This window comes from Kitasatospora sp. NPDC087314 (assembly GCF_044744365.1).
GTDB lineage: Bacteria > Actinomycetota > Actinomycetes > Streptomycetales > Streptomycetaceae > Kitasatospora.
In genome coordinates this window covers 259,190-284,437 of the sequence record NZ_JBIUYE010000005.1, presented here as the reverse complement: position 1 = coordinate 284,437, position 25,248 = coordinate 259,190, and the positions used below count along the sequence as shown (strand labels likewise).

At 73.1% G+C, this 25,248-nt stretch carries 27 protein-coding genes and 1 riboswitch; of the genes, 4 read left to right on the top strand and 23 right to left on the bottom strand.

All coding sequences use genetic code 11. The features are described 5' to 3' along the window. Positions 1-186 precede the first annotated feature (186 nt). The 9 genes from ACIO5E_RS13330 to rpmB all read right to left on the bottom strand — a co-directional run bounded on the left by ACIO5E_RS13330 (position 187) and on the right by rpmB (position 5,673). The gene (locus tag ACIO5E_RS13330; RefSeq protein WP_400666803.1) at positions 187-1,014 is read right to left on the bottom strand and encodes a thioesterase family protein; all 828 of its coding nucleotides are present in this window, start codon (positions 1,012-1,014) and stop codon (positions 187-189) included. 162 nt (positions 1,015-1,176) lie between these two features. Continuing rightward, entirely contained in the window at positions 1,177-1,614 is a 438-nt protein-coding gene (nusB, locus tag ACIO5E_RS13325) for a transcription antitermination factor NusB (protein WP_280682877.1), read from the bottom strand. A gap of 4 nt (positions 1,615-1,618) precedes the next feature. Beyond that, positions 1,619-2,182 (bottom strand): elongation factor P, encoded by a 564-nt coding sequence (gene efp, locus ACIO5E_RS13320; protein WP_280682879.1) that lies wholly within the window; start codon positions 2,180-2,182, stop codon positions 1,619-1,621. A 79-nt stretch (positions 2,183-2,261) separates the two neighbouring features. Then, entirely contained in the window at positions 2,262-3,368 is a 1,107-nt protein-coding gene (locus ACIO5E_RS13315) for a M24 family metallopeptidase (RefSeq protein ID WP_400666800.1), read from the bottom strand. 123 nt (positions 3,369-3,491) lie between these two features. Continuing rightward, positions 3,492-3,665, bottom strand: a complete 174-nt coding sequence (gene rpmF / locus ACIO5E_RS13310; RefSeq protein ID WP_400666797.1) for a 50S ribosomal protein L32 — start codon at positions 3,663-3,665, stop codon at positions 3,492-3,494. A 9-nt stretch (positions 3,666-3,674) separates the two neighbouring features. Then, positions 3,675-3,911, bottom strand: a complete 237-nt coding sequence (gene rpsR / locus ACIO5E_RS13305; protein WP_400666795.1) for a 30S ribosomal protein S18 — start codon at positions 3,909-3,911, stop codon at positions 3,675-3,677. Positions 3,912-3,923: 12 nt separating this feature from the next. After that, on the bottom strand, positions 3,924-5,135 hold the full coding sequence (locus tag ACIO5E_RS13300; protein WP_400666793.1) for a CobW family GTP-binding protein: 1,212 nt from the start codon (positions 5,133-5,135) through the stop codon (positions 3,924-3,926). After that, positions 5,132-5,437, bottom strand: a complete 306-nt coding sequence (gene rpsN, locus ACIO5E_RS13295; protein WP_400666791.1) for a 30S ribosomal protein S14 — start codon at positions 5,435-5,437, stop codon at positions 5,132-5,134. Before rpsN ends, ACIO5E_RS13300 begins: the two co-directional genes overlap by 4 nt. Beyond that, positions 5,437-5,673: a 50S ribosomal protein L28 gene (gene rpmB, locus ACIO5E_RS13290; protein ID WP_350877850.1), complete on the bottom strand. Its 237-nt coding sequence runs from the start codon at positions 5,671-5,673 to the stop codon at positions 5,437-5,439. Before rpmB ends, rpsN begins: the two co-directional genes overlap by 1 nt. 140 nt (positions 5,674-5,813) lie before the next feature. On the opposite strand from rpmB, the gene rpmG reads away from it, so the two are divergent. Together rpmG and ACIO5E_RS13280 are read left to right on the top strand one after the other, a co-directional pair. After that, positions 5,814-5,978: a 50S ribosomal protein L33 gene (gene rpmG / locus ACIO5E_RS13285; protein ID WP_350508653.1), complete on the top strand. Its 165-nt coding sequence runs from the start codon at positions 5,814-5,816 to the stop codon at positions 5,976-5,978. A 29-nt stretch (positions 5,979-6,007) separates the two neighbouring features. Beyond that, a complete protein-coding gene (locus ACIO5E_RS13280; RefSeq protein WP_400666788.1) occupies positions 6,008-6,256 on the top strand; it encodes a type B 50S ribosomal protein L31 in 249 nt (82 codons plus the stop codon). Between the two features lie 68 nt (positions 6,257-6,324). Here ACIO5E_RS13280 and ACIO5E_RS13275 read toward each other — a convergent pair whose 3' ends face one another. Beyond that, complete coding sequence (locus ACIO5E_RS13275; RefSeq protein WP_400666786.1) at positions 6,325-7,437, bottom strand: HoxN/HupN/NixA family nickel/cobalt transporter; 1,113 nt, start codon at positions 7,435-7,437, stop codon at positions 6,325-6,327. Positions 7,438-7,468: 31 nt separating this feature from the next. Beyond that, positions 7,469-7,683: riboswitch (cobalamin riboswitch) on the bottom strand. Positions 7,684-7,764: 81 nt separating this feature from the next. On the opposite strand from ACIO5E_RS13275, the gene ACIO5E_RS13270 reads away from it, so the two are divergent. Together ACIO5E_RS13270 and ACIO5E_RS13265 are read left to right on the top strand one after the other, a co-directional pair. Continuing rightward, positions 7,765-8,148, top strand: coding sequence for an ArsR/SmtB family transcription factor (locus tag ACIO5E_RS13270; RefSeq protein WP_400666784.1), 384 nt, complete (start codon positions 7,765-7,767; stop codon positions 8,146-8,148). Positions 8,149-8,218: 70 nt separating this feature from the next. Further along, positions 8,219-9,904 (top strand): hypothetical protein, encoded by a 1,686-nt coding sequence (locus tag ACIO5E_RS13265; RefSeq protein ID WP_400666781.1) that lies wholly within the window; start codon positions 8,219-8,221, stop codon positions 9,902-9,904. Here ACIO5E_RS13265 and ACIO5E_RS13260 read toward each other — a convergent pair. From ACIO5E_RS13260 to ACIO5E_RS13200, 13 genes are all read right to left on the bottom strand, one after another. After that, positions 9,893-11,896, bottom strand: coding sequence for an AAA family ATPase (locus ACIO5E_RS13260; protein WP_400666779.1), 2,004 nt, complete (start codon positions 11,894-11,896; stop codon positions 9,893-9,895). The genes ACIO5E_RS13265 and ACIO5E_RS13260 overlap by 12 nt on opposite strands. A 72-nt stretch (positions 11,897-11,968) precedes the next feature. Next, complete coding sequence (locus ACIO5E_RS13255; protein ID WP_400666777.1) at positions 11,969-12,778, bottom strand: Fpg/Nei family DNA glycosylase; 810 nt, start codon at positions 12,776-12,778, stop codon at positions 11,969-11,971. Between the two features lie 84 nt (positions 12,779-12,862). Further along, complete coding sequence (locus ACIO5E_RS13250; protein ID WP_400667083.1) at positions 12,863-13,735, bottom strand: AAA family ATPase; 873 nt, start codon at positions 13,733-13,735, stop codon at positions 12,863-12,865. An 85-nt stretch (positions 13,736-13,820) separates the two neighbouring features. After that, on the bottom strand, positions 13,821-14,249 hold the full coding sequence (aroQ, locus tag ACIO5E_RS13245) for a type II 3-dehydroquinate dehydratase (protein WP_218200358.1): 429 nt from the start codon (positions 14,247-14,249) through the stop codon (positions 13,821-13,823). Positions 14,250-14,257: 8 nt separating this feature from the next. After that, on the bottom strand, positions 14,258-15,349 hold the full coding sequence (aroB, locus tag ACIO5E_RS13240) for a 3-dehydroquinate synthase (RefSeq protein ID WP_400666775.1): 1,092 nt from the start codon (positions 15,347-15,349) through the stop codon (positions 14,258-14,260). Then, positions 15,342-15,863: a shikimate kinase gene (locus ACIO5E_RS13235; protein WP_400666773.1), complete on the bottom strand. Its 522-nt coding sequence runs from the start codon at positions 15,861-15,863 to the stop codon at positions 15,342-15,344. The genes aroB and ACIO5E_RS13235 overlap by 8 nt, the downstream gene beginning before the upstream one ends. Next, the gene (gene aroC / locus ACIO5E_RS13230; protein WP_280682908.1) at positions 15,860-17,044 is read right to left on the bottom strand and encodes a chorismate synthase; all 1,185 of its coding nucleotides are present in this window, start codon (positions 17,042-17,044) and stop codon (positions 15,860-15,862) included. The genes ACIO5E_RS13235 and aroC overlap by 4 nt, the downstream gene beginning before the upstream one ends. Positions 17,045-17,251: 207 nt before the next feature. Continuing rightward, entirely contained in the window at positions 17,252-18,082 is an 831-nt protein-coding gene (locus ACIO5E_RS13225; protein ID WP_400666770.1) for a shikimate dehydrogenase, read from the bottom strand. Between the two features lie 34 nt (positions 18,083-18,116). Next, complete coding sequence (mltG, locus tag ACIO5E_RS13220; protein ID WP_400666768.1) at positions 18,117-20,093, bottom strand: endolytic transglycosylase MltG; 1,977 nt, start codon at positions 20,091-20,093, stop codon at positions 18,117-18,119. A gap of 163 nt (positions 20,094-20,256) precedes the next feature. After that, positions 20,257-21,582: an endolytic transglycosylase MltG gene (gene mltG / locus ACIO5E_RS13215; protein WP_400666766.1), complete on the bottom strand. Its 1,326-nt coding sequence runs from the start codon at positions 21,580-21,582 to the stop codon at positions 20,257-20,259. 94 nt (positions 21,583-21,676) lie between these two features. Further along, positions 21,677-22,156 carry a Holliday junction resolvase RuvX gene (ruvX, locus tag ACIO5E_RS13210; protein WP_280682922.1) on the bottom strand — a complete coding sequence of 160 codons (480 nt, stop codon included), beginning with the start codon at positions 22,154-22,156 and terminating at the stop codon, positions 21,677-21,679. Then, positions 22,156-24,825, bottom strand: coding sequence for an alanine--tRNA ligase (alaS, locus tag ACIO5E_RS13205; RefSeq protein WP_400666763.1), 2,670 nt, complete (start codon positions 24,823-24,825; stop codon positions 22,156-22,158). The genes ruvX and alaS overlap by 1 nt, the downstream gene beginning before the upstream one ends. Then, on the bottom strand, positions 24,825-25,247 hold the full coding sequence (locus tag ACIO5E_RS13200) for a DUF6167 family protein (protein ID WP_280682927.1): 423 nt from the start codon (positions 25,245-25,247) through the stop codon (positions 24,825-24,827). Before ACIO5E_RS13200 ends, alaS begins: the two co-directional genes overlap by 1 nt. Between the last annotated feature and the right edge of the window lies 1 nt (position 25,248).

The window sequence follows — 25,248 nt, the reverse complement described above, 5'->3', positions numbered from 1 at the left end:
ACGCTCGGCAGGGGCGTTCGCCCACACTTCGACGGTTCGCTCGCTGCGCTCGCTCACGCGTGGCTCCTGGCATCGGCGGGTGACGGTCAGCGGCGGGCTCGCCGCTGACCGTCTTCCTCCCCAACACCGCGCGCCGCACACGTACGGCGTGTCACAGGAATGCAACCGACGGTAAATCGTCTGGTTTCAGGCCCCGCGCGGCACCCGCGCCAGCTGGCGGGACTGCGCGACCAGGCGGCCGGCCTCGTCCCAGACCTCGGCGTCCTCCTCGAAGTACCCGCCGGCCAGGTTGCGGGTGGCGTGGGTGACCCGCAGCCAGCCCGGGACCGGCTTCGCCCGCAGGTGGACGGTCAGCTCGACGGTCGGGGCCCAGCCGGGCATGCCCAGGTCGAAGGTGACCGGCGGCAGCGCGTCGGCGACCAGCAGGAGCAGCAGCGGGTCGGGCTCGCGGCCGTCGGCGAGCCGGAACCAGCCCTGGATCCGGCCGTTGCCGGACGGCTGCCCGAGCGCCCAGCCGATGGTGGCCGGGTCGAGCCGCAGGTCGAAGCGCTCCAGCAGCTCGGCCTGGGCGATCAGCTCCCTGGGGGCGTGCTCGACGCCGATGCACTGGTCCGGCGGCGGCAGCCGCGGCGGCTCGGCGCTGGTGCGCACCTCGCCGTCCGCGGTGGCGAGGTCGCCGTGGCTGGCCACCACGCGCAGCCGCTCCACGCCGTCCTGGCTGAGCGAGGCGGTGCCGGTGGAGAGCCCGCGGCCGGTGCGCAGCACCTCGGTGCGGACGGTGGCCGGGCCTGGGGTGGAGGCGGACAGGTAATAACCACTGATCGACACCGGGTCGGGGTGGTCGCCGTGCTCCAGCGACAGCGCGTGTCCGGCGACGGCGAGCAGCAGCCCGCCGTTGACCCCGCCGCCGATCTGCCAGCCGGTGCCGAGTTCGGCCTCGTAGCGGCCGGGCTCGTCAGGGTGCCTGGTCAGGGCGATGCCCTGGTCGAACTCGCTGCGGGTCGCGGTGGTCATGGGGGGTGGCCTGCCCTTCACTGCGGGGGTTCCGAACGCCAAGTTACCGGCGAGTAGGGCACCACCTTACGCCGACCGGGTGAAACGCGCGACGGCCGCCGGACCCGGGATCCGGGTTCGGCGGCCGTTCTGCGGGGTGCCACCCCGCCGGCGGAACAGGACCTACCGGCGGATGCTGGGCTTCAGCTCCAGGAAACGGGCGAGCAGACCGTTGACGAAGGCCGGGGAGTCGTCCGTGGAGAACTCCTTGGCGATCTCGACGGCCTCGTCCAGGACGACCGCGTCCGGGACGCCGTCCTCCCAGATCAGCTCGTACGCGCCGAGCCGCAGGACGTTGCGGTCCACGATCGGCATCCGGTCGAGCGTCCAGCCCACCGCGTACTGCGAGATCAGGTCGTCGATCCGGCGAGCGTGCTGGACGTATCCCTCGATCAGCTCCATGGTGTACTCGCCGACCTGCGGGGTGCCCTCGTCGGGCTTCGGCTCGCGGGCGCGGGCCACCCAGTCGGCGAGGACGGCCTGCGGGTCGACCCCGCGGTGGTCGGCCTCGAAGAGGATCTGGAAGGCCCGGGTACGGGCCTTGCTACGTGCGGCCGACACGGACTTACTTCACCCGGCCGAGGTAGCTGCCGTCGCGGGTGTCGACCTTGATCTTCTCGCCGGTCACGATGAACAGCGGGACGGCGATCTCGGCGCCGGTCTCCAGCGTGGCCGGCTTGGAGCCACCGGTGGAACGGTCGCCCTGGACGCCCGGCTCGGTGTGGGAGATCTCCAGCTCGACCGAGGCCGGGAGCTCGATGTACAGCGGGGCGCCCTCGTACATGGCGACCAGGGCGTCGAAGCCCTCCAGCAGGTACTTGGCGGCGTCGCCGACGACGGCGGGCTCGACGGTCACCTGGTCGTAGGTGTCCGTGTCCATGAACACGAAGTTCTCGCCGTCCTTGTACGAGAACTGCATGCCGCGCTTGTCGACGTTGGCGGTCTCGACCTTGGTGCCGGCGTTGAAGGTCTTGTCGACGACCTTGCCCGTCAAGACCTCCTTGAGCTTCGTGCGCACGAAGGCCGGGCCCTTGCCGGGCTTGACGTGCTGGAACTCGACGACGGACCAGAGCTTGCCGCCCTCCAGCTTGAGGACCATGCCGTTCTTGAGATCGTTCGTGGAAGCCACGGGCGCACTTACTCCTGGATATAGCTGTCAAGGAACCAAGGCTTGCGTCCCGTCGCCGACGGCCGTCGATAGGCCGCGGTCACAGGGCGAGGAGCTCCTTGGTGGTGATGGTGAGCAGCTCGGGCCCGCCCTCCTCAAGGGGGCGAACGACGAGCGTGTCCTCGATCCGGACGCCGCCCTTGCCCGGGAGGTGGACCCCCGGGCCGACGGTGACCGGCACGCGGCTGTCCAGTTTACCCATGTCCGACGGACCGAGTCGCGGCGCCTCCCGGATCTCCAGCCCGATGCCGTGGCCCACCGGGTGCGGGGACGCCTCGCCGTGGCCGGCCGCCTCCAGGATCTGCCGCGCGGCCCGGTCGGGCACGTACTGCTCCACGCCCGGCCCGAGCGCCTCCCGGCCGGCCCGCTGCGCCCGAAAGACCAGCCGGTGCAGCTCCACCTGCCAGGGCGCGGGGGTGGCGCCGATCACGAAGGTCCGGGCGGTGGAGACGCCGTAGCCGCGGTACTGGGCGCCCATCACCACGGTGAGGAAGTCGCCCTCCTCCACCCGGCGGTCGGTCGGCTGGTGGGCGGGCCGGCCGGAGTGACTGCCGGTGCCGACCGACACCGGGTAGGCCGCCCGGTCCGCGCCGTGGTCGATCATCCGGCGCTCCAGCTCCATCGCCAGGTGCCGCTCGGTACGGCCGACCAGGATCGACTCCAGCAGCTCGCCGAGCGCCTGGTCGGCGATCTCGGCGGCGATCCGCAGGTCGGCGATCTCGTGCTCGTCCTTGACCACCCGCAGCCGCTCGACCACCTGCCCCAGGTCGGCCAGCCGGGCCCCCTCCGCCAGGCTCGCCACCGCCCGGTGCCGGGCGACGGTCAGGTCGTGCTCCTCCACCGCCAGGTCCGCCACCCCCATCCGGGCGGCGGCGGCCGCGGCCGCCAGGGCGGTGTCCGCCCCGGCCGCCACCGGCGCCTGGGGGACGTCCGCGGCGATCAGGTGCTCCCCGGTGTCGTCCGGCGGCAGGTCGTCCGGCAGCGCCAGCAACGTCCGCTCCCGGGTCAGCAGCAGCGTCGCCCCGCAGGGCGCGCAGCCCGTCAGATACCGCACGTTCGCCGCCCGGGTGATCAGCGCCGCATCGGCCCCGGCCGCACTGCAGTGCTCCCTCACCCGCTCCCGCCGACCCGCGTACGCATCAGACATGCGTCGAGCCTACGAACCCGCACCCCGATCCGCCCGCCGAGCACCCCCGACGGGGCGCGCCCGCACCCTCGCACGCCCCAAGCCGACGCCTGCGCCCCTCGGCTCGGCCGCCCCCGGAGGCGCCTACTCCCCCTCCGGGGCGAGCAAGCCGCGGCGGTAGGCGGGGACCAGGTTCTGCGGGACCAGCAGCTCGCGGCCGTTCAGGGTGATCGGGACCAGCTTCGGGGCCTCGGCCTTCCACCGGGCTCGACGGTGGCGCGTGTTGCTGCGGGAGGTCCTGCGCTTGGGGACGGCCATCGGGGGCTCCTATCGGGTGGTGCCGGAGGCGTACGGGAGCAGGGCCATCTCGCGGGCGTTCTTGATCGCCCGGGCCGTGGCCCGCTGCTGCTGGACGGTGAGGCGGGTGACGCGGCGGCTTCGGATCTTGCCGCGGTCGGAGACGAACCGCCGCAGCAGGTCGGTGTCCTTGTAGTCGATGTACTCGATGCCGGCGGCCAGCAGCGGGTTGGGCCGGGCCTTGGGCACGTTCGGTCGTTTACGCACAGTGATGGTTCCTCAGTGAACGGGGTCGAGCAGGTCCTGGAAGGCGTCCGGCAGGGCCTTCCAGCCGGGTTCGCCGGCGGCGAGCTCGGCATCGGTGAGCAGGCAGGAATCGAGCAGCCCGGTGACGCCGTCGACGTCCAGGCCCTCCGCGGTGAAACAGAGCTGCTGCACCCGGTCGCCGTGCAGCGGGTGCCAGTCGAGGGCGGCGGCGGCCCGGCGGGCGGGCGGGTAGAGGTCCCAGGCGGCGTCCGGCAGGGAGGTGAGCCAGGGCTCACACTCCTCGACGGCGAGGTTGGCCCCGGCCGCGTCCCAGGCGAGCATCAGGTCGGGCCGGTTCGCCAGCCAGAAGCGGCCGCGGCTGCGCTGTGCGGCGGGGACGAGCAGTTCCAGCGCCTGGTGCAGCCGCTCGGGGTGCAGCGGCCGGCGGCGCTCCCAGACCAGCGTGGTGACGCCGGCCTCGTCGCTCTCCTGCGGGAGCAGCGCCATCGCCGGGTTGACCCGGTCGCGGGCGGCCGCGACGTCGAAGCCGCCGAGGGCGGCCCGGGTCAGCGCGCCGGTGCCGAGCCGGACGACCCGGGCGGTGGGGTGGAGCTGGCGGAGCAGTGCGAGCCCGGGCGCGTGCGCCGTCGCGCGCGGCACCGCCAGGGTGGTGGCGTACTCGACCTGGTGGGCGAGCGCCTCCGCGCGGGTCCGCTCGTCCTGGGCGGCGGTGTGCTCGCCGTGCTCCACCAGGTCGTCGGACACCGAGAGTTCGCCGATCAGCCGGTCCGGGTCGACGGCGGTGACCACGCCGGCGAGTTCGACGACGTCCCCCAGGTGGCGGCCGTCCGCCTCTCCCCCGGCGATCACCTCGACGGCCGGGTGCGGGTCGCTGCCGCCCCACAGTTCGACGATCGCGAGCCCGTACCGGCCTTCGTCGGCGATCCGCACCAGCCGGGGCAACAGGTCCTCGCGCAGGGCGCAGCAGGGGCAGTCGTTCACCAGCGGGACGTCGGCGACGTCGAACCCGCCTCCCCCGTCGCGCAGCTCGCGGTGGACGAGGCCGTGCGAGGACTCCCGCAGGTCGTGGTGGAGGACCACCGCGTCCACCGCGCCGTGCATCAACTCGTTCACCGCCAGGCGGCGTTCGGCGCCGTGGAGCCCGGCGACCACCACCACCGGCAGCTTGATCCCGTCCAGGCCGCCGATTCCGGCCAGGCGGTCCGGCCCGTCGACGCCGCTCACCAGCTGGCCTTCCGGACGCCGGGCAGGTGGCCGGCGTGGGCGTGGGCGCGGAGGTTGATCCGGGAGAGGCCGAAGGCGCGCAGGTAGCCGCGCGGGCGGCCGTCGACGGCGTCGCGGTTGCGGATCCGGGTGGCGCTGGCGTCACGGGGCTGGCGGGCGAGTTCGGCCTGCGCGGCGTCTCGCTCGGCGGGGGCGGTGCCGGGGTGGGCGATGATCCGCTTGAGTTCGGCGCGGCGCTCGGCGTAGCGCGCCACGACGGCGCGCCGCTGCTCGTTCCTGGCGATCTTGCTCCGCTTGGCCATCAGACCTTCCCCCCTCGGGCGCGGATGCGGGCGACGGCGGCCTCGATGCCGATCGTGTCGATGGTGCGGATGCCCTTGGCACTGAGCGTGAGCCGGACGTACCGACCCTCGCCGGGCAGCCAGTAGCGCTTGTGCTGGATGTTGGGGTCGAAGCGGCGGCGGGTGCGGCGGTGCGAGTGCGAGATCGCGTTGCCGAAGCCGGGTCGACGGCCGGTGAGTTGGCAGTGGGCGGACATGGATGCTCCCTGGCGTCCGGGAATGGGCGGGACGGAGCTCACGTTACACCAGATGAAAATGACTTCCATTTCGGTGTACGGTTTCGCCCCGGCCCCGAACACCCCGATTCCGAACACCCCGCCCACCCGGGAGGACACCCATGGCCCGCAGCGAACTGCGCCCCGTCATCAAGCTCCGCTCCACCGCCGGCACCGGCTACACGTACGTGACCCGCAAGAACCGCCGCAACGACCCGGACCGGATGGTCCTGCGCAAGTACGACCCGGTCGCGGGCCGGCACGTCGACTTCCGCGAAGAGCGCTGACCCCCGCCCGTCCGAGAAGGAGCCCACCCATGAAGCCCGGCATCCACCCCGCCTACCGCCCGGTCGTCTTCCGCGACAAGGTCGGCGGCCTCGCCTTCCTCACCCGCTCGACGGTCACCGGCGACCGCACGATCGAGTGGGAGGACGGCACCACCTATCCGGTGATCGACGTCGAGATCTCCTCGGCCAGCCACCCCTTCTACACCGGTCAGTCGCGCGTCCTGGACACCGCCGGCCGGGTCGAGCGCTTCCGTCAGCGCTACGGCGACCGGCACTGACCCGCGGCAACGCGACGGCGCCTCCCCCCGAACCTGCGGGGGAGGCGCCGTCGGACCACCGGTGGCCCCTACTCGGCCGCCACCCAGCGCTTCTCCACCCGGGCCAGCTTCCAGTACGCGATCGCCGCGGCCCAGACCACCACGAACAGCCCGGCGATCGCGTAGCCGACGTTGTCCAGCGAGATGTCCGCGATCCAGCCGGTGACCGGGTCGGTCAGGTCGAGCTTCTCGTGCAGCACGCCGACCAGCTCGATGGTGCCGATGACGAACGCCACCGCGATCGACAGCCCGGTGATCGTCAGGTTGTAGTACACCTTCCGGACCGGGTTGGCGAAGGCCCACTGGTACGCGAAGTTCATGAACGTCCCGTCCAGCGTGTCGAACAGGCTCATCCCGGCCGCGAACAGCAGCGGCAGGCAGACGATCGCGTACCAGGGCAGCCCGGCCGCCGCGCCCGACCCGGCCATCACCATCAGGGTGACCTCGGTCGCGGTGTCGAAGCCGAGCCCCAGCACCATGCCCACCGGGAACATCTGCCCGGGCCGGGTGATCGACCGGGTCGCCCGGTTCAGCACCCGGGCCATGAACCCCCGCGAGTTGAGGTGCTCCTCCAGCTGCGCCTCGTCGTACGACCCGGCCCGCATCGACCGGAACACCTTGAGGATGCCGAGCAGCGCGGCCAGGTTGAGCGCGCCGATCAGGTAGAGGAACGCGCCGGAGGCCGTCGTCCCGACCACCCCGAGCCACTTGTGGGTGGTCGACTCGTCGTCCATCAGGGTGTTGGCCAGCTGCGCGCCGCCCGCCACCAGGGCCGCCATGATCACCACCATCGAGGAGTGCCCGAGGGCGAACCAGAAGCCGACCGAGACCGGCCGCTTGCCGTCCGCCATCAGCTTGCGGGTGGTGTTGTCGATCACCGCGATGTGGTCGGCGTCGAAGGCGTGCCGCATCCCGAGGGTGTACGCGGTGATCCCCAGGCCCACCCCGAAGACCTGGGTACCGACCTCGTACTTGTGCGGCGCCACCAGGAAGACGAGCGTCCCGAAGGCCACCACGTGCATGGCCACGATCACCCCCATCAGCCCGGCCGTACGGATGGTGTCCTCGCGCCTCCAGCGGAACGTGGGCAGCGCGGGCGGTGTCGCCGTCGGCTCGGCGGCGGCGGTTTCGGGCACGGTCATCTTCGGGTCACGCTCCAGCACCTCGTGGAAACAGTTCGTGAGATGCCGTGGCCGGTCTCCTGGCTTACGGGGATTCCGTACCCGCCTTCCCAGGCGCGCGAGGCTCCCAGTGGCGTCGTGGGTACGGACGACTCTCCATCGACGACGATCGCGATGGCCCGATCACAGTGGCGAGGGCCGCTCCGGGCTGGGACCCCTGAGGATCCGTCACCGGTCTTCCCGAGCACCACGGCGGGGAACACCGTAGGGGCCAGGCCCCACCCTTGCAAGGCTGCGCACCTGCGCAGGTGTCCAGGATCACACGCCCCCGCCTGCGACAATGAGCGCATGCATCTCGTACCGGCCGACCGCGCGGGCCACCGCACCATCGACGGACACCGGGTCTGCGAGGCCATCGCCGCGATCGGCGACACCGCGCACGTCCGCTCCTGGGCCGAGCGGTTCTCCCTGCTCGCCGACCCCGGACGGCTCGCCCTCCTGCTCGCCCTCCACCGGGCCGGCCCGCTCGCCGTGACCGACCTCGCCGTCGCCACCGGCATGCGCGACCCCGCCGTCTCCCAGGCCCTGCGGCTGCTCCGGACGGCCGGCGTCGTCACCGGCGACAAGGACGGCCGCGTCGTGCGCTACCGGCTCGTGGACGACACCCTGCGCCCCCTCCTCGACGAGTGCGCCGCCGCCGAGCACCACGAGCCCACCGCGGCGACCGGCTGACCGGCTCTCGGGCTGACCGACACTCGGGAAACGGCCCCGGAGCGGCACCGGGGGTGAGTACGATCATGGTGTGCCGTCCCACCCCCACGCCTGGCCCGCCGACCGCTGGAACACCCGACCGGTCAAGGCCCGCGTGCTGGCGGTCGCCCGCACCCTCACCTCGGCCACCCGGGTCCTGGACGTCCTCACCCTGCTGCACCCGGACGGCCTCGAACGGTACTTCACCGTCAACCCCGGATCCGCCTTCGCCGACCGCGCCCTGGACGAGTACCTGCACGACCTGCCCGGCATCACCGTGCTGGACTGGGAGGACGCCGTCCGACGCCACTTCGACCTGGCTGTCGCCTGCGCCGTCCACGCCTCCATGCACCGCCTGGACGCCCGGCTCGTCGTCCTCCCGCACGGCGCCGGCTACAACCGCCTGGTGACCGAGTCCACCGGCGACACGGTCAGCTCCGCCGGCCTCTCCCGCAACGAACTCACCCACCACGGCCGGGTGTTCGTCGACGTCCTCGGCCTCTCCCACCCCGAGCAGCTGGACCGCCTGCGGGTCTCCTGCCCGGAGGCGCTGGACGTCGCCCACGTGGTCGGCGACCCCTGCTTCGACCGGATGCTCCGCAGCCTCCGCTCCCGCGACGGCTACCGCGGCGCCGTCGACGGCCGGCGGCTCGTCGTCGTCAACTCCACCTGGAGCGAGCACTCGTTATTCGGCTGCCGCCCCGACCTGCCCCTGCACCTGGTCCGCCGACTGCCCGCCGACGAGTACACGGTGGCCGTCGTCCTGCACCCCAACATCTGGAGCCGGCACGACCCCGAGGCCCTGCTCGACAGCGCCCGCCGGATGGGCCTGCGCCTGATCCCGCCCCACCAGGGCTGGCAGGCCGCCCTGGTCGCCGCCGACTGCCAGATCGGCGACCACGGCTCGGTGTCCGTCTACGGCGCCGCGCTGGAGCGGCCCACCGCGCTCGTCGCCACCGGCGCCGCCGAACTCGACCCGCGCTCCCCCAGCTACGCCTTCGGCCAGGCCGCGCCCGTACTCGACCCCGACGGCGACCTCGCCGCCCAGCTCGACCAGATCCTGCGGAAGCAGGACCCGACCGCGCTGCGCCGGATCGCCGACCGCTCACTCGGCCGGCGCGGCCGCTCCGCCGAGCTGCTGCGCCCTTTGCTCTACTCCTTCCTGGAGCAGCTGGACGAACCCGGGAACGAACCGGTCCTGCCGCCCTACCCCAAGCCCGTCCCACGCCCCGGAACCACCGACGGGCCCACGGCCTACGACGTCGAGGCCGAGAGCGAGGGCACCGAGGTCAGCCTGCGGCGCTACCCCTTCGAACCGGACGATCACACGCCGCGCGGCTTCCACGCGCTCACCGACGAACACCCGGGCGACGCCCTGCGCTACACCGCCGAGGTGCTGGCCCGGACCGAGGTCCACGCCGAACGCCCGGCCGCACGCTGGCTCGCCGACTCCGCCGCCGAACTCCCCGGCCTCGCCGTCGCGGTGGCCGCCCTCGGCCCGGCCCGCCACCTGCTCCGGCTGCGCACCGGCCTGCTGTTGGAGGCCTGCGCCGAACGGGACTGGAGCTGCCCCGAGCCCAGCCTCGACCCGCTGCTGCTCGGCTCCGCCGTGGCCTGCTGGATCGCCGACGGCGGCGACCCGGCCACCCTCCCCGAGCACGGCCTCACCCTCCGCACCGGCGACCACCGCACCCGGGTGTCCTTCACCACCGGGCCGTGCCGGGCCTCAAGCCCGTAGTTCCCGCAGCCGCTCGCGGCTGTGCTCCGCCAGCTCCAAGTCGCCCAGCTCCTCCGCGAGGGCGGCGAGCAGGGTGTGGGCCTGCGTCTCCTTCGCGTACTGCTTCCGCTCCTCGGCCCGCCGGGCGCAGTCCTTCGCGTGGGCGACGGCGAGGTCGAGCTGCCCGAGGGCGCGGTGGGCCCGGGCGCGGACCAACGGCAGCTTCATCAGCATGTCGTCGTCCCCGGTGCGCCCGGCCTGCGCCGTGGCCTCGTCCAGGACGGCCAGCGCCTGCTCCGGGCGGGCGTCCGCGATGAGCGCCTGCGCCACGTTGTAGGCCTGCACGATCTCGCCGTGCGCGTCGCCCCGGTTGGCCTCCCGGGCCAGCGTGAACCGCTCCACCGCCCGCCCCGGCCGGCCGTCGGCCAGGCACAGCAGGCCGTCCGTCTCGTACAGCACACCCACGACGCGCCGGTCGGTCACCAGCGGCACCTGCTCCGCGGCGAGCGCCAACTGCTCGGCGGCGAGCGGGTACTCCTTCCGCTCGAAGTGGGCGCGGGCGAGCTGGTTGCGCATCCGGACCACCGCGGCCGGCTGGTTGTCCCACTGGGCCGATTCGACGCCGAGCCGGTGGGTGGCGATCCAGTCCTGGTAGAGCTTGCGGCCGTGGTACAGCGGCCAGAGCGACTCGCAGAGCCGCCACACCTCACCGTGCCACTGCCGCCCGGCCGCCTCCTCCACCACCGCGCGCAGGTTGGCCCGTTCGGCGTGCAGCCACTCCAGGGCCGCCGCACCGGAGGAGAAGCCGGGCAGCCCCGCACCACCGGCCTCCTGCAGGCGCAGCCTCGGCCCCATCGCGCGGTCGGCCAGCGAGGCCCGGCCCCGGAAGTAGGCCACCACGCGGGCGAGGAGTTCGAGCCGACCGGGCAGCTCGCGGGTGCGGCTGTAGGCGTGCAGCCGCACCACGTCGTGGGCGCGGAAGCGCGCCTCCAGGCCGTCGTCGTCCACCACCTCGTCCAGCAGGTGGACGGCGCGCAGTTCCTTCAGCGCCGTCCCGGCCTGCTCGACGCCCGTCGCGCACGCCAGTTCGGCGGACACGAAGGGGCCGGGGTGCACGCCGACGAGGTGGTAGAGCGCCCGGCCCTGCGGCGACAGCCGCTCGTAGACCAGGTCGTAGGTCGGGCCGAGATCGCTCCCCTCGTCGTGCAGCACGGCCAACCTGCCCTCCCGGTCGTGCAGTTCGGCCACCACCCGGCCGATCGGCAGGCTGTCGCGGTCCAGCAGCTGGCTCCCGACCGCGTTGAGCGCGAGCGGCAACCCGCCGCACAGCTCGACCAGCTCCGCCAACTCCCCGTCGGTGCCCCGCTCGGAGCCCAGCCAGGCCCGAACCAGATCGGCACCGGCCGTCGCGCTCAGCGGTCCGAGCTGCCGCACCTCGGCGCCGTCCATCCGCAGCGCGGGCAGCCGCCGCCGGCTCGCGACCACCACCAGCCCGCAGGACGGGAGCAGCGCACGGACCTCGGCGGCGTGCTCGACGTTGTCCAGGAAGAACAGGCACCGACGCTCGGCGGTGACCGTCCGGAACGTCGTGAACCGCTCCGCCTCCACCGCCGGGGGCTCCGTACCGAGGGCGCGCAGGAAGCCGGCCAGCAGTTCGGGAAGGTCCACCCCGCCCTGGTGCCGGTACGCCTGGAGGTCCGCGTAGAGATCCCCACCCGGGAAGCGCGCCCGGTGCTCCTCGGTGAACTTGGCGATCAGCTCGGTCTTCCCGACTCCGCCGAGGCCGGTGAACACCACGATCCCCAGTCCTCCCGCCTCGACCTGGCCCAAGGCCGAGAGGAGTGCGGCGAGTTCCGGCTCACGGTTGACGAAGGGGCCGTGCGGCGGGCGGATCTGATGCGGTCTCGGCGGCGCCTCGGACTGGTGGATGTGCACCGACCCGATGTTCTCGGCCTGCACCACATGGCCGCCCACCGTCCCTGACACGGTGTTGGCCACCCGGTGATGCTCCATCTTGTCTGCTCCCTCCGGCCGGTCGGCCCCAGCCTACGGGCTGGGCGCCGGGCCGGAGGGCGGATCAGGGCCTCAGGCCGCCTGGCAGCGCGGGCACCAGAAGAGGTTGCGCGCGGCGTGCTGCTCGGTGCGGACGTCGGTGCCGCAGACCAGGCAGGGCATCGCGGCGCGGCGGTAGACGTAGACCTCGCCGCCGTGGTCGTCGACCCGCGGTGGGCGGCCCATCGCCTCGGGGGTGTGCTCGGGGCGTACGGTGTCGATCCGGCCCGCGCCGACGCCCTCGTGCATCAGGGCGACCAGGTCGGCCCAGATCGCGTCCCACTCGCCCCGGGTCAGGTCCCGGCCGGCCCGGTGCGGGTTGATCCCGTGCCGGAACAGCACCTCGGCCCGGTAGACGTTGCCCACCCCGGCCAGCACCTTCTGGTCCATGAGCAGCGCGGCGACGGTCGTCCGACTCCCCGATATCCGCCGCCAGGCGGCCTCCGGATCGGCGTCGGCGCGCAGCGGGTCGGGCCCGAGGCGGGCGGCGACGGCGGCCTTCTCGGCGCCGGTCACCAGCGCGCAGGTGTTCGGGCCGCGCAGGTCGGCGTAGCCGTCGTCGTTGGCCAGCCGCAGCCGGACCAGGCCGACCGGCTCGGGCGTGGGACCGGTGCCGAAGGTGAAGCCGCCGTAGAGGCCGAGGTGGACGTGCACCCAGGCGCCCTCCTCGAAGCCGAGGAACAGGTGCTTGCCGGTGGCCTCGGCTCCGGTGAGCAGTTGCCCGTCGATCACCTTGGCCTCGTCGGCGAACCGGCCCTGCGGGCTGGACACCTCGACCGGGCGGCCGCCGAAGGCCTTCCGGTTCTCGGCGGCGAGGCGGTGGATGATGTGGCCTTCCGGCACGGGCGTCAGCTCCCCCGGGGTGGTTCGACAGGACGGGTCCAAGGACTCGTCCATCATCGCAGCCGGGACCGACACACCCCCGGGTCAGCGGACCGGCATGCCCATCAGCCGGGCCAGGATGACGCGGTCCAGCTCGGCGGCGGTGCCGGCGACGTCCAGGGAGGAGTTGTCGATGATCGGCAGCCCGGAGTTGTACCAGCCGGCCATCCGGCCGTGGATCCGCGCCACCTCCTCGTCGCCGAGCCGCCGGGTGCCGCCGCGCCGGGCGTTGCGGCGCAGCACGGAGTCCAGGCTGGGCAGCAGCACGACCGGGATCATGCCGGGGCCGATGTGCCGCTTCCAGCCGCCGAGGCCGATCGCCGGGCGGTCCGGGAAGACCGCGTCGTCGATGATGCAGGAGATGCCGTTGGCGAGGTAGTTGCGGCAGGCGAAGCCGCAGGTGCGGCGGGCCAGCCGGTACTGCGCCTCGGAGGCGTTGTTCCAGCCGGACTGCGGGTTGGCGAAGCCGGACTGCACCCACTCGCGGACGTCGTCCAGGCTGATGTGCGCGGTCGGGGTGGGCCGGCGCTCGGCCCAGTACCGGGCGACGGTGGTCTTGCCGGCTCCGGCAGGTCCGATCAGCAGGACGGCGATCGGTCCGGAGGGCGCGTGCCGCTGGGGCGGGTGGGTGGGGAGCTGGACGGGCATGCCGGAGGGCAGCACGAAGTGCCCGGTGGCCCCGGCGGGGACGGGCGCGCTCGGCGCGGGGGCCGGAGGGACGGGCGCGGGCGGCGCGGGCACGGGCGGAGCGGGCGCCGGTGCTGCCGGCACCGGGGCCGGAGCGACCGGAGCGGACGCCGGCGGCGGACCGACCACCCTCGACGACTGCGCCCCTGACGACCGGCTCCCCGACGGCTGCGGCCCCGGCGGAGCGACGGGACGCGGCGGGATCTGCCCACCCCCGGCGTACTGCGTCACGGTCACCTCCCGACACCTCTCAGCGGGGACACTACACGGCGGCCCGGCGGCGGGCACAGTCCGCCGCCGGGCCGCTGACCAGGCGTCAGCGCGTGGTGAGCTGTTCGGCCAGGGCGCGCAGGGCCAGCTCGTACGAGCCGAGCCCGAACCCGGCGATGGTGCCGGAGGCCACCGCGGCGATCACCGAGGTGTGCCGGAAGGTCTCCCGCGCGTACGGGTTGGAGATGTGCACCTCGATCAGCGGCGCGGTGCGCTGCGCGGCGGCGTCCCGCATGGCGTACGAGTAGTGCGTGAACGCGCCCGGGTTGATCACCACGGGCACCTTGCCGTCGGCCGCCTCGTGCAGCCACTCCACCATCTGCTGCTCGGAGTTGGTCTCGTGGACCTCGACCTCGAAGCCGAACTCCTTGCCGAGCGCGGTGCAACGCTCGACCAGCCCGGCGTAGGACGTGGCGCCGTAGACGTCCGGCTCGCGGCTGCCGAGCCGCCCGAGGTTGGGGCCGTTGAGCACCATCACCCGGGTCACGCCGAGACCTCCGCGTAGGCGGCGACCAGCAGGGACGGGTCGGGGCCCTCCAGGACGGAGGTCTTGCCGAGGCCGTCCAGGACGATGAAGCGGATCAGGTCGCCGCGCGACTTCTTGTCGATCTTCATGGCGTCCAGCAGCTTCGGCCAGGCGTCCGCCTGGTACCGCAGCGGCAGGCCGACGGAGGCCAGCACGGTGCGGTGCCGGTCGGCCGTCTCGTCGTCCAACCGACCGGCCAGGCGGCCGAGTTCAGCGGCGAAGACCATGCCGATGGAGATCGCGGCGCCGTGCCGCCACTTGTAGCGCTCGTTGCGCTCGATGGCGTGGCCGAGGGTGTGGCCGTAGTTGAGGATCTCGCGTCGGCCGGATTCCTTGAGGTCCCCGGAGACCACGTCGGCCTTGACCTGGATGGCGCGGCGGATCAGCTCGACGGTGTGCGGGCCGTCCGGCGTCTTGGCGCCCTCCGGGTCGGCCTCGATCAGGTCGAGGATGGCCGGGTCGGCGATGAAGCCGCACTTGATGACCTCGGCGAGGCCGGAGACGTAGTCGTGCTTGGGCACGGTCGCCAGGGTGTCGAGGTCGGCCAGCACGCCCACCGGCGGGTGGAAGGCGCCGACCATGTTCTTGCCCTCGGCGATGTTGATGCCGGTCTTGCCGCCGACGGCCGCGTCGACCATGCCGAGCAGCGTGGTGGGCATGGAGATCCAGCGCACGCCGCGCAGCCAGGTGGCGGCCACGAAGCCGGCCAGGTCGGTGGTGGCGCCGCCGCCCAGGCCGACGATGACGTCGCTGCGGGTGAACCCGGTCTGCCCGAGCACCGACCAGCAGTACGCGGCGACCTCGGCGCTCTTGGCGTCCTCGGCGTTGGGCACCTGGAGGGCGATCGCCTCGTAGCCCTCGCCGAGCAGGTCCTCGCGGATGGCGTCGGCGGTGGCGGCCAGCGCCTCGGGGTGGATGATCGCGACCCGCTTGGCGCGAGTGCCGATGAGCGGCGCCAGCTCGCCGAGCAGCTGGTGCCCGATCAGCACGTCGTACGGGTCGTGGCCGGCGCTGCCGCCGACGTGAATCCTGACGATGGGGTCAGTCATGGGGGGTCTTCAGCTCCAGTGCTTCCAGTACGGCGTCCGCGACCTGCTCCGGGGTGCGGCCGGCGGTGTCGACGACGGCGGTGGCCACCTCCAGGTAGAGGGGGCGGCGGGCCTCCATCAGCTCGCGCCAGCGGGCCCGCGGGTTGACGGCCAGCAGCGGGCGCGGGGCGTCCAGGCCGACCCGCTTGACCGCGTCCGCCAGCGGGACCTCCAGGAAGACCACCGGCAGCTCGCGCAGCAGCGCGCGGGTGGCCTCGGCCATCACCGCGCCGCCGCCGAGCGCCAGGACGCCGCCGTGCTCCGTGGCGCCCGCGCGCACGGCCCGGACCTCCAGCTCGCGGAAGTGCGGCTCGCCCTCGTCGATGAAGATCTCCGGGATGGGCTTGCCGGCCAGCGCCTCGATGTCGGCGTCGGTGTCCCGGAAGGCGACGCCCAGGCGCTCGGCCAGGGCCCGCCCGACGGTGGACTTGCCACTGCCGGGCGGACCGACCAGCACAACGACCGGAACAGTCATCGGATGATCAGGTTGTCGAGGTAGTTCTGCACGTTGCGGCGGGTCTCGGAGACGTGGTCACCGCCGAACTTCTCGTTCACCGCGTCGGCCAGCACCAGCGCGACCATCGCCTCGGCGACGATCCCCGCGGCCGGCACGGCGCAGACGTCCGAGCGCTGGTGGTGCGCCTTGGCCGGCTCGCCGGTGCGCACGTCCAGGGTCTGCAGCGCCCGCGGCACGGTGGCGATCGGCTTCATCGCCGCACGCACCCGCAGCACCTCGCCGGTGGACAGCCCGCCCTCGGTGCCGCCGGAGCGGCCGGAGGTGCGCTTGACGCCCTCGGGGGTCGGGACGATCTCGTCGTGCGCCTTGGATCCGGGCACCCGGGCCAGCTCGAAGCCGTCGCCGACCTCGACGCCCTTGATCGCCTGGATGCCCATCAGCGCGGCGGCCAGCCGGGCGTCCAGCCGGCGGTCCCAGTGCACGTGCGAGCCGAGGCCCACCGGCACGCCGTACGCCAGCACCTCGACCACACCGCCGAGGGTGTCGCCGTCCTTGTGGGCCTGGTCGATCTCGGCGACCATCGCCTTCGAGGCGTCCGCGTCCAGGCAGCGGACCGGGTCGGCGTCCAGCTTCGCCTCGTCCGAGGGCAGCGGCAGCACGCCGGCCGGCGCCTTGGCGGCGGCCAGCTCGACCACGTGGCTGACGATCTCGATCCCGCAGGTCTCCTTCAGGTACGCGCGGGCGACGGCGCCGAGCGCGACCCGGGCGGCCGTCTCGCGGGCGCTGGCGCGCTCCAGGATCGGGCGGGCCTCGTCGATCGAGTACTTCTGCATGCCGGCCAGGTCGGCGTGGCCGGGGCGAGGGCGGGTGAGCGCCTCGTTGCGGGCCAGGCCGGCCAGCACCTCGGGGTCGACCGGGTCGGCCGACATGACCTGCTCCCACTTCGGCCACTCGGTGTTGCCGACCATGACCGCGACCGGGCTGCCCATGGTCTCGCCGTGCCGAACACCGCCGAGGAAGGTCACCTCGTCCTGCTCGAACTTCATCCGTGCGCCGCGGCCGTAACCGAGCCGGCGGCGCGCCAGCGCGTCGGCCACCACCGCGGTGGTGACCGGTACACCGGCGGGCAGGCCCTCCAGCGTCGCGACGAGTGCGGGGCCGTGCGACTCCCCCGCCGTCAGCCAGCGCAACGTACCCAACGGAGCTCCTTCATCAGCGGACCGGCCACGGCACCGCCGGGGCCCGCCCGGACGTGCCTTGTGACTGAATCCTTTCATGCCCCGGCGGCACCCGGGAGCGGAGTCCGCGTGACGGACGGCAACCGGCCACCCGGCGGGACGGTGGTCGGCGCGATTCCGGCCACCCGGCGCGGCAGTGGTCGGCGAGATCCGGTCACCGGCGCGGCCTCAGCGCCCGGCGAGGGCCTTCTCGCCCGCCTCGCGCATCGCCGCCAGCGGCCCCGGCGACCGCCCGGTGAAGGCCTCGCTCTGCAGCACCGCCTGGTGCACCAGCAGGTCCAGCCCGCCCAGGACGGTCGCCCCGCGCTCCGCGCAGGCGGCGGCCAGCGCCGTCGGCCACGGGTGGTAGAGCACGTCGAACAGCGCCCCCGGCGCGGCGGGCAGCGCCCCGGCGAAGGCGTCGGTCGCGCCGACGGGCGTGGTGGAGACGGTCAGCGGCTGCGCCAGCGCCTCGGCCCCGCGCTCCCAGTCGGCGGTGCGCACGACGACGCCCAGCCGCTCGCCCAGCTCGGCCATCTCCCGGGCCCGCTCCGCGCTGCGCACGTAGACGGTCACCTCGCCGGTGCAGACCTGGGCGAGCGCCGCCAGCGCCGAGGAGGCGGTGGCCCCGGCGCCCAGCACGGCCGCGCCCGGCACCTCGGTGATGCCGCGCTCGCGCAGCGCGTTCACCAGCCCGGGGACGTCGGTGTTGTCCCCGGTGCGCCGCCCGTCGGCGGTGAACACCACGGTGTTGACCGCGTCCACCGAGCGGGCCGTCGCGCTCACCTCGTCCAGCAGCGGGATGATCGCCCGCTTCAGCGGCATGGTCAGCGACAGCCCCGCCCACTCGGCCTCGTCCAGCCCGGCGAGGAAGCCGGGCAGACCGGCCTCGTCCACCTCGAAGCGGTCGTAGCGCCAGCCGTCCAGCCCGAGCGCCGCGAAGGCGGCCCGGTGCAGGTCCGGCGAGAGCGAGTGGGCGATCGGCGAGCCGAGGACGGCCGCCCGGTGCTTGCTGGTCAACGCTGCTTCTCCCTGAACGACTCGCCCGAGCAGGCTACTTGGCGGTGGTGCAGTGGACGCGCACCTTGTCGAAGCCCTGGCCGGCCGCCTTGCAGTACTTCTCGACGTTGGCCGCGTGCTCCTTGTCCGTCTCCGCGAAGAGGGTATGGGTCGGGTCCATCGCGATGAAGTACAGCCACTTGCCGTCCGCCGGGTTGAGCACCGCCTTGATCGCCGCGTCGCCCGGGTTGGAGATCGGGGTGGGCGGCAGGCCCGGGTTTCGGTAGGTGTTGTACTTGTTGGACGCGTCGTCGATTTCCTTCTTGTCGAGCTGCGTGCGACCGAGCGAGTACTGCAGCGTGGTGTCCATGCCGAGGGTGTGCTGCGTCGCGTCGCTGGAGAGGCGGTTCTGGATGGTCCTCGCCATCTTGGCGAAGTCGTCCGTGTTGTTGCCCTCGCGCTGCAGGATGCTCGCCTCGATGACCACCTCGTACGCGGTCTTGAGACCGGCCTTGGAGGCCTCGGCGTCCAGGTTCGCGTACTTGTCGGTGGCGTTCTTCACCATCTGCTTGAGCAGGTCCTCGGGCTTCATGCCCTCGGCGATGTTGTAACGCGTCGGCCAGAGGAAGCCCTCGATGTTGCCGTTCGCGTACGGGGGCAGGCCGAGGTTGGCGACCTGGGCCTTGGCGACGCCCGCCGTGGTGCCCGGCGACAGCTTCAGCTTCCCGTCGATCATGGTGTAGATGTCGGCGGCGGTCTTGCCCTCGGGGATGACCAGCCCCTCGCCACCGGCCTGTTGGAGCAGGCCCTGGAGCGCGGCCGCGGCCGGCAGCTCCTTCTTCAGCGCGTAGAAGCCCGGCTGGATGGTGGTGCACTTGGGCTCGGCGCTGCAGGCCTTGCTGAACGCGTCGACGCTCTTGACCACGCCGGCGGTCTTCAGCGCGAGGCCGATCTGCCCGCCGACCGCGCCTGACTTGACCTCGACCTGGACGGAATCGGTGCCCTGGCCCTGGAAGTCCGGCGGCGGGCCGAAGTGGTCCTGGTAGAAGCCGTAGCCCCACCAGCCGGCGCCGCCCAGGGCGCCGACCAGCACCAGCGCGACCAGCAGGCAGGCCCCGCCGTTGCGGCGGCCGGACTTCTTGCCCTTCTCCTTGCGCTTCTTCTTCGCGTCGCGGGAGTCGTCCTCCTCGCCGAGGAAGCCGGCCTGCTCGGGGTCGCCGTCCTCGTCCCGGTACTCGGCGTCCTCGTGGAGACCGTCCTCGTACAGGTCGTCCCCGTGCGGGCCCTCCTCGTGGCCGTCCCACTCGTCGGTCTCGGGCCCGTGCCCGCCCACCGGGTCGGCGCCGGCCTCCAGCGCGGCGGCCTCGGCCTCCCAGTCGATGCCGTCCGGGCCGGGGCCCGCGGGCGCGACCGGCTCCGGCTCCGGCGCCGCCCGCCGCCGGCCCTGCGGCTGCCCGGGCTGCGCGCCCTGCTGCGGCATCCCCGGCTGCTGCTGCACACCGGGCTGCTGCGGGGACATCCCCGGCTGCTGCCCCTGCTGCTGCGGGGACATCCCCGGCTGCTGCCCCTGCTGCTGCGGGTACCCCTGCTGCGCCACCTGCTGCTGCGGGTAGCCCTGCTGCGGCATCTGCTGCTGCGGATACCCCTGCTGCGGCACCTGTTGCTGCTGCGGGTACCCCTGCTGCCCCTGCTGCTGCGGGTAGCCCTGCTGTGCCACCTGCTGCTGCGGGTAGCCCTGCTGCGGCATCTGCTGCTGCGGATACTGCTGCTGCTCGCCCGGGAACCCCTGCTGCTGATACCCCTGCGGGTACCCCTGCTGCGCCATCTGCTGGGGCATCTGCTGCTGCGGGTACCCCTGCTGCTGCCCGTCCCCGTACGGTTGTTGGACCGGCTGGCCCTGCTGGGAATACTGCTGCTGCTGCCACTGGCCGTCCTGCTGGCCGGGGACCGGCTGCTGGCCGCCGTACCCGGGGTCACCGGGGTGCCACGGCTCGGAGCCCTGGGGGCCGTAGCCCCGACCCAGATCGGTCATTGATCCCCTTAACCGACGAAGACGGCCGGAGGATCGGACCGGCCGTCCGGGACGCGGTCCCGGCTGATTCTCGAACCGGCGTGCTAGCGCAGCGCCTGGGAGGAGACGTTACCGTACCGCAGTCGTGCCCCTGGCAGGGCGGATGCGCCACCGGTGTCCGACCTCACCCGCCGGTGGCACCGTCCATCGGCGCCGCCGGAGCGGAGGCGGCGGCCGAGCCGGAGGCCGCCGCCGACGCGGCGGCGGAACCCGCAGGCGACCCCGAGGGCACCCCCGACGGCGAACCGGAGGGCGAACCCGACGGCGCGGCCGGGTCGCTCGGCTTCGCCGACGCCCGGTTGGCGTTGAACTCCGCGACGTTGCGCTGCTGCACCTCGAAGCTGTCGGTGAATCGGGTGTCCCCCGGTTTCACGGTGACGAAGTAGAGCCAGTCCCCCGGCACCGGGTCCAGTGCCGCCATGATCGCCTGCCGCCCCGGATTGGAGATCGGCGTGGGCGGCAGCCCTGGGTGCAGGTAGGTGTTGTACGGGGAGTCCAGCCTGGTGTCGGTCACCGTGGTGTTCAGGGTCGACCGGCCGAGCGCGTAGTTGATCGTGGAGTCGAGCTGCAGCGGCATCGCCCTGGCCAGCCGGTTGTAGATCACCCGCGCCACCCGGCCCATGTCCTCGGTGTTGTCGGCCTCGCCCTGGACCATGCTGGCCACCGTCACCAGCCCGTACAGGCTCTGCCCGAGGTTCTGCGCGACGACGTTCGCGTCATCCCGGCTGAACTCCTTGCCGGCCCGGTCCACCATCTGTTTCAGCAGCTCGATCGCGGTGGTCCCGTCGGTGACGCTGTACGTCGCGGGGAACAGGTAGCCCTCGGGGCTGCCCTTGGTGAAGTCCGGCAGGCCCAGTTCGGCGCCCTGCTCCTGGGCGGTGCGCTGGGTGGTGCCGTCCGGCAGGCCCAGCTTCCGGTCGATCGCCGCGTAGATCTGGTAACCGCGCCAGCCCTCGGGGATGGTCAGGCCGTTGGCGTTGGCCGGGTCGATCAGTACGGCCAGCGCGGCCGCGGCCGACATCCGCTGCTTCATCGTGTACGTGCCGGGCTGGATCCGCCCGGCCGCCGCGGCGCTGCCCTTGGCCTCCCGGGTGAAGGCGAGCGAGCTGGCGACCACCCCGTTGCGCACCAGCGCGTACGCGATCTGGGACAGTCCCGCCCCCTCCGGCACCGAGACCTGGACGCTGCCGGTGCCCTGCCCCGCGTAGTCGGCGGCGACCCGGGGTTTGCGCTGCTCCTGCAACCAGGCGTAGCCGGTGAGGCCCGCCCCGCCGAACACCCCGATCAGGGAGAGCGCGGTGAGCGCGCAGGCCAGCCCGTTACGCCGTCGGTGCGGATCCGGCGCATCGGAGCGCGTACGGGGCGCGCCCGGCGGGCGACCCTCCGGCTCCAGCACCGGCGCACCCAGGTGCCCGGGCGTGAGCCCCGGGTGGAAGTCCTGGTCGGTCATGGCTCGCGTCCCCTCGGCGGTCCCGGAACGAACGAAAAGGGTCCGTGCGGACGCGTCCGCACGGACCCCTCACCGGGACGTTAGATCAGGCCGGTCAGCCAACCGCCTCGACGCTCTCACCGGGCGGGCGCCCGCTCACCCGTTCGGACTCAAGGGCGGTCTGCAGGATCACCACCGCGGCGGCCTGGTCGACCACCGAGCGACCCTTCTTCGCCTTGACCCCCGAGGCGCGCAGCCCGTGGGTGGCGGTGACGGTCGACATCCGTTCGTCGACCAGCCGGACCGGCACCGGGTAGAGCCGGTTGGCCAGCCGGGCGGCATACCCGCGGACCTTCTCCGCCGCCGGGCCCTCCTTGCCGCTCAACGAGCGCGGCAGCCCGACGATCACCTCCATCGCCTCGTACTCGTCGACGATGGCGGCGATCCTGGCCTGCGACTTCGCTCCGGCCGGGACGGTCTCCACGGGGGTGGCGAGCACCCCGTCGGGGTCGCAGGACGCGACCCCGATCCGGGCGTCACCGACGTCGACGGCGATCCGCCGTCCGCGCCGGAAGGGTCTTTCCACCTGCTCCATCAGCTGGCGCGCTCCGCGACCAGGCCGCGCACCGCGGCGACGGCCTCGCCGACCGCGGCCGGGTTGGAGCCGCCGCCCTGGGCGACGTCGTCCTTGCCGCCACCGCCGCCGCCGAGGGTCTTGGCGGCGACCCGGACCAGCTCGCCGGCCTTGATGCCGCGGGCGCGGGCGTCCTCGTTGGTGGCGATCACGGTCAGCGGGCGGTCGTTCGCCACGGTGAAGGCGGCGACCACGGCCGGGCGCGAGCCGAGCCGGCCGCGCACGTCCAGCACCAGCTTGCGCAGCTCGTCCGCGCCCACGCCGTCGGCGACCTGGGCGGCGACCACGGAGATGCCGTGCACGTCCTCGGCCGAGTCGGCCAGGCCCGCCGCGGCGGCCAGCACCTTCTCGGCGCGGAAGCGCTCGATCTCCTTCTCGGCGTCCTTGAGCTTGGCGAGCATGCCCGAGATCTTCTCCGGCAGCTCCTCCGGGCGGCCCTTGACCAGGTCGGTCAGCTGGGAGACCACGGTGTGCTCGCGGGCCAGGAACTTGTACGCGTCGACGCCGACCAGCGCCTCGACGCGGCGCACGCCGGAGCCGATCGAGGACTCGCCGAGCAGCTTCACCAGACCCAGCTGGGCGGTGTTGCCGACGTGCGTGCCACCGCACAGCTCCTTGGAGAAGTCGCCGATGGTGACGACCCGGACCTCGTCGCCGTACTTCTCGCCGAACATCGCGATGGCGCCGGCCTTGCGGGCCTGATCCATCGTCATGACCTCGGCGGTGACGTCGAGTTCGCGACCCAGCACGTCGTTGATCTTCTGCTCGACGTCGACCAGCACGCTACCCGGGACGGCGGCGGGCGAGCCGAAGTCGAAGCGGAAGCGGCCGGGCGCGTTCTCGGAGCCGGCCTGGGCGGCCGTCGGGCCGAGCGCGTCGCGCAGCGCCTGGTGGGTCAGGTGGGTGGCCGAGTGGGCGCGGGCGATCGCCCGGCGGCGGTCGACGTCGATCGTGGCGTACGCCGAGGCGCCGAGCACGACCTCGCCGAACAGCACCCCGCCGGAGTGCACGATGACACCCGGGACGGGCTGCTGCACATCGCGGATCTCCACCACCGCGCCGGACTCCAGCCGGATCCGGCCGTGGTCGGCGAGCTGACCGCCGCCCTCGGCGTAGAACGGGGTGCGGTCGAGGATGATCTCGACCTCGTCGCCCTCGGAGGCGGCCGGCGACGGAACGCCGTCCACCAGCAGGCCGACCACGGTGGCCTCGCCCTCGGTGAGGCTGTAGCCGGTGAAGACGCTCGCGCCGGACTTGTCGGCGACCTCGCGGTACGCGGCGACGTCGGCGTGGCCCATCTTCTTGGCCTTGGCGTCCGCCTTGGCGCGGTCCCGCTGCTCCTGCATCAGGCGGCGGAAGCCGGCCTCGTCCACCTGGAGGCCCTGCTCCTCGGCCATCTCCAGGGTGAGGTCGATCGGGAAGCCGTAGGTGTCGTGCAGCTTGAAGGCCTGGTCACCGGAGAGCACCGCGCCGCCGGCCTGCTTGGTCTCGGTGACCGCGGCGTCCAGCAGGCTGGTGCCGGCCTTCAGGGTCTGCAGGAAGGCCGCCTCCTCGCCGACGACGACCGTCTCGATGCGCTTGCGGTCGCTCTCCAGCTCCGGGTACTGCGGGGCCATCGCCTTGATGGCGATGTCGGTGAGGTCCTTGGCGACCGGACCGGTGGCACCCAGCAGGCGCATGTTGCGGATGGCGCGGCGCAGGATGCGGCGCAGCACGTAGCCGCGGCCCTCGTTGCCGGGGGTGACGCCGTCGCCGATCAGCATCAGCGCGGTGCGGATGTGGTCGGTGACCACGCGCAGCGAGACGTCCGACTTGTGGTCGGCGCCGTAGGTGTGGCCGGTCAGCTCGGCGGCGCGGTCGAGGATCATCCGGCTGGTGTCGATCTCGAAGAGGTTGTCGACGCCCTGCAGGATGGCGGCCAGGCGCTCCAGGCCGAGGCCGGTGTCGATGTTCTTGCTCGGCAGGTCGCCGAGGATCTCGAAACCGTCCTTGCCGTCGCCGTGGCCGCGCTCGTACTGCATGAAGACCAGGTTCCAGATCTCCAGGTAGCGCTCGCCGTTGACGGCCGGGCCGCCCTCCTCGCCGTACGCGGGGCCGCGGTCGTAGTTGATCTCCGAGCACGGGCCGCACGGGCCGGGGACGCCCATCGACCAGAAGTTGTCCTTCATGCCGAGGCGCTGGATGCGCTCGGAGGGGACGCCGATGACGTCACGCCAGATCTGCTCGGCCTCGTCGTCGTCCCGGTAGACGGTGATCCAGAGCTTCTCCTTCTCCAGGCCGTAGCCGCCGTCCGCGACGGAGCTGGTGAGCAGCTCCCACGCGAACTTGATGGCGCCTTCCTTGAAGTAGTCGCCGAAGGAGAAGTTGCCGCACATCTGGAAGAAGGAGCCGTGCCGGGTGGTCTTCCCGACCTCCTCGATGTCCAGGGTGCGCACGCACTTCTGGACGCTGGTGGCGCGCGAGAACTGCGGCTTGACCTCGCCCAGGAAGTAGGGCTTGAACGGCACCATGCCGGCGTTGACCAGCAGCAGGGTGGGGTCGTCGGCGACCAGGGACGCCGACGGAACGACGGTGTGGCCGCGCTCCTCGAAGAAGCGCAGCCAGCGGCGGCGGATCTCAGCCGACTCCATTATTGGTCCTTCCGGTTCGGGGTGCCGCCCCGCTGCGGCAGCGCGCGGCGGGGCGTTTCTTCAGTGGCTTGGGGTGTGGTGCGGGCACTGCTGGACGAAGGCAGGGCGGCGGCCGGGCTGCCGGGCGCCGCCGAGATAGCTCGGTACTGCGGCTCGCCCCTGGCCACCCGGCGGCGCCGGGGCTCGACGACGGCGGTGCCGTGCAGTCCGAGGTCGTCGCGCAGCTGCTCCTCGCGCTCGGTCATGCCCGCCCGCACGTCCTGGGCGAACTGCTTGGCCAGGTCGCCCAGGTGCAGCGCACCGCGCGTGGCGGTGCCGGAGAGGCTGTCCGGGGTGAGCCGGTGCACGGCCTCGTTGGCCTTGTTCATGGCCCAGACGGTGGCACCGGCACCGACCGCCATCCAGAAGACGCGTCGCACCATG

What these genes read in the sequence shown, in the direction of transcription:
- ACIO5E_RS13330 (WP_400666803.1), bottom strand. Translation starts at nt 1,014, where the DNA reads ATGACCACCGCGACCCGCAGCGAGTTCGACCAGGGCATCGCCCTGACC.
- ACIO5E_RS13315 (WP_400666800.1), bottom strand. Translation starts at nt 3,368, where the DNA reads ATGTCTGATGCGTACGCGGGTCGGCGGGAGCGGGTGAGGGAGCACTGC.
- rpmF (WP_400666797.1), bottom strand. Translation starts at nt 3,665, where the DNA reads ATGGCCGTCCCCAAGCGCAGGACCTCCCGCAGCAACACGCGCCACCGT.
- rpsN (WP_400666791.1), bottom strand. Translation starts at nt 5,437, where the DNA reads ATGGCCAAGCGGAGCAAGATCGCCAGGAACGAGCAGCGGCGCGCCGTC.
- rpmB (WP_350877850.1), bottom strand. Translation starts at nt 5,673, where the DNA reads ATGTCCGCCCACTGCCAACTCACCGGCCGTCGACCCGGCTTCGGCAAC.
- rpmG (WP_350508653.1), top strand. Translation starts at nt 5,814, where the DNA reads ATGGCCCGCAGCGAACTGCGCCCCGTCATCAAGCTCCGCTCCACCGCC.
- ACIO5E_RS13280 (WP_400666788.1), top strand. Translation starts at nt 6,008, where the DNA reads ATGAAGCCCGGCATCCACCCCGCCTACCGCCCGGTCGTCTTCCGCGAC.
- ACIO5E_RS13275 (WP_400666786.1), bottom strand. Translation starts at nt 7,437, where the DNA reads ATGACCGTGCCCGAAACCGCCGCCGCCGAGCCGACGGCGACACCGCCC.
- ACIO5E_RS13270 (WP_400666784.1), top strand. Translation starts at nt 7,765, where the DNA reads ATGCATCTCGTACCGGCCGACCGCGCGGGCCACCGCACCATCGACGGA.
- ACIO5E_RS13260 (WP_400666779.1), bottom strand. Translation starts at nt 11,896, where the DNA reads ATGGAGCATCACCGGGTGGCCAACACCGTGTCAGGGACGGTGGGCGGC.
- aroQ (WP_218200358.1), bottom strand. Translation starts at nt 14,249, where the DNA reads ATGGTGCTCAACGGCCCCAACCTCGGGCGGCTCGGCAGCCGCGAGCCG.
- aroB (WP_400666775.1), bottom strand. Translation starts at nt 15,349, where the DNA reads ATGACTGACCCCATCGTCAGGATTCACGTCGGCGGCAGCGCCGGCCAC.
- ACIO5E_RS13235 (WP_400666773.1), bottom strand. Translation starts at nt 15,863, where the DNA reads ATGACTGTTCCGGTCGTTGTGCTGGTCGGTCCGCCCGGCAGTGGCAAG.
- mltG (WP_400666768.1), bottom strand. Translation starts at nt 20,093, where the DNA reads ATGACCGATCTGGGTCGGGGCTACGGCCCCCAGGGCTCCGAGCCGTGG.
- mltG (WP_400666766.1), bottom strand. Translation starts at nt 21,582, where the DNA reads ATGACCGACCAGGACTTCCACCCGGGGCTCACGCCCGGGCACCTGGGT.
- ruvX (WP_280682922.1), bottom strand. Translation starts at nt 22,156, where the DNA reads ATGGAGCAGGTGGAAAGACCCTTCCGGCGCGGACGGCGGATCGCCGTC.
- alaS (WP_400666763.1), bottom strand. Translation starts at nt 24,825, where the DNA reads ATGGAGTCGGCTGAGATCCGCCGCCGCTGGCTGCGCTTCTTCGAGGAG.
- ACIO5E_RS13200 (WP_280682927.1), bottom strand. Translation starts at nt 25,247, where the DNA reads ATGGTGCGACGCGTCTTCTGGATGGCGGTCGGTGCCGGTGCCACCGTC.